The 2,159-nt window shown below is 68.9% G+C and carries 2 protein-coding genes and 1 pseudogene; 1 reads left to right on the plus strand and 2 read right to left on the minus strand.

Features of this window, described 5'->3' with window-relative positions:
• The coding region (locus tag D180_RS22350) for a PepSY domain-containing protein (protein WP_017914519.1) at positions 1-597 on the plus strand (597 nt) is incomplete at its 5' end.
• 303 nt (positions 598-900) lie between these two features.
• Here D180_RS22350 and D180_RS22355 read toward each other — a convergent pair.
• Positions 901-1,641, minus strand: a complete 741-nt coding sequence (locus D180_RS22355) for a phosphoadenylyl-sulfate reductase (RefSeq protein WP_010341781.1) — start codon at positions 1,639-1,641, stop codon at positions 901-903.
• A pseudogene (locus tag D180_RS22360) lies at positions 1,638-2,159 on the minus strand (sulfite reductase); the annotation flags it as partial. The pseudogene D180_RS22360 and the gene D180_RS22355, both read right to left, overlap by 4 nt.

The raw sequence follows: 2,159 nt of genomic DNA on the forward strand, positions 1-2,159 counted from the left end.
GGCGCGCATGGTGGACACGAGGAGCATGGCGAACACGGCGGCATGGCCGACATGCCGGACGCCATGCCGGCGGCGGGCGCGATCGGCCTGGATGCGGCGGTGGCGCGGTTCCAGGCGCGCGGCATCGCGCCCGGCTACAGCGTGGCGCTGCCGCGCGGCGCACGTGGGGTCTATACCGCTTCGGTGTATCCGCCGGACCTGGCGCAGCAGCGGGTGATCCACCTGGACCAGTACAGCGGCCAGGTGCTGCTGGACATGCGCTACGCCGACTACGGCCCGCTGGCCAAGACGCTGGAGTGGGGCATCAACGTGCACCTGGGCCAGGAGTACGGTGCGCTCAACCAGATCGTGCTGATCGTGGCCTGCCTGGGCATCGTGCTGCTGTGCGTGAGCGCGGCGGTGATGTGGTGGAAGCGGCGCCCACAGGGCGGGCTCGGGGTGCCGCCGCTGCCGGCGGACCGGCGCACGCTGCGCGGCGTGGTCGCGCTGCTGGTGCTGGGCGGGATGCTGTTTCCGCTGGTGGGTGTGTCCTTGCTGCTGATGCTGGGGCTGGACTGGGTGCTGGTGCTGCGGCGGGAGCCGGTGGTGGCGGCTTAGCGGGTCGATGTCGGAATGTGCTGTGATGCTGCCGCGATAAGCCGATCCATCGGCGCATCCGACTTGTTGCAGTCGGGACTGAAGTCCCTCCCACAAAGAGCGATCCGTGGTCATTGTTGCCGTCAGCCTTGCACTGGAGATAAGGGGCTGTCTCTGTAGAGACGGCTTCAGTCGCGACCGGGCGTTCCCATGAAACCCGGTCGCGGCTGAAGCCGCTTCTACTGAAAAAACGCAGTGTGGCTGTTAACGCCCGTCGCACTTGACGCCGCGCCTACAAAAAGCCCGAACGTGTGCTGGCACGTCTCACAGATCCTCGTGGATCCCGCACTCGCGCTTGAGGCCGAAGAAGCGGGTGTCTTCCTCGCGCATGCCCGGTTCCCAGCGGCGGGTGGTGTGGAAATCGCCGATGGAGACGTAGCCCTGTTCCCATAGCGGGTGATAGGGCAGGTCGTGCTGCTGCATGTATTGCCACAGGTCGCGGTCGCTCCAGTCGGCGATCGGGTTGATCTTGTAGCGCTCGCCGCGCTTCTGCACGAACGGTGTCTGCGCGCGGCTGTCGGACTGGCTGCGGCGCAGGCCGGTGAACCAGGTACCGACCTTCAGCTCGTCCAGGGCGCGGCGCATCGGCTCGACCTTGCGCAGATTGTTGTACTGCTCGATGCCGACCATGCCCTGTTCCCACAGGCGGCCGTGGCGCGCTTCCATCCAGGCGCGGCTGACCAGCGGGCGATAGATCTTGAGGTTGAGCTTGAGCCGCTCGGTCAGCGCGTCGGCGAAGCGGTAGGTCTCGGCGAACAGGTAGCCGGTGTCGATCAGGATCACCGGGATGTCCGGGCGCTGCCGGGTCAGCAGGTGCAGGGTGGCGGCCGATTGCGCGCCGAAGCTGGACGACAGCGCCGCTTCGGCCGGGCCGTGCTGCAGCGCCCAGGCCACGCGCTCCGGCGCGGACAGCGTCGCCAGCAGCGCATTGGCGGCATCGAGATCCAGGGCCGGCACCGGTGCGTTGGCGGAGGCGTCTTGGGAGGCGGCGGGCAGAGCGCTCATGCGTGCAGTTCCGACGGAATCAGGTGACGGTGGGTGGGATAGGCGGGCAACTCGACCACGCCAGTGCGGTGCAGGAAATCGCCGAAGCGCTCGTCCTCATGCCGCTCGTTGGCATAGCGCGCGAACAGCGGTTCCAGCGCGGCGAGGATCTCCGGCTCGGCGATGTTCTCGCGGTACAGGGTGTTGAGGCGCTGGCCGCGGTGGTCGCCGCCGAGCATCAGGTTGTAGCGGCCCGGCGCCTTGCCGACCAGTGCGATCTCGGCCAGGTACGGCCGCGAGCAGCCGTTCGGGCAACCGGAGATGCGCAGCAGGATCGGCGCGTCCTGCAGGCCGTGGTGCGCCAGCAATGGCTGCAACTGCGCGGCGAACGCCGGCAGGTAGCGCTCGGCCTCGGCCATCGCCAGGCCGCAGGTGGGCAGGGCCACGCAGGCCATGGCCGCGCGCGCCAGCGCGGTGGGTGCGCGGTTGCCGGCGTCCAGCGCATGCGCGCGCACCAGCGCGTCGATCGCCTCGCGTTG

Origin of the sequence: Xanthomonas sp. SHU 166, from assembly GCF_000364685.1 — a bacterium.
In the GTDB taxonomy this organism is placed as follows: domain Bacteria; phylum Pseudomonadota; class Gammaproteobacteria; order Xanthomonadales; family Xanthomonadaceae; genus Xanthomonas_A; species Xanthomonas_A sontii.

Bases quoted from the DNA above. Each gene is read 5' to 3' on its own strand.
- D180_RS22355 (WP_010341781.1), bottom strand. From the start codon at position 1,641: ATGAGCGCTCTGCCCGCCGCCTCCCAAGACGCCTCCGCCAACGCACCG.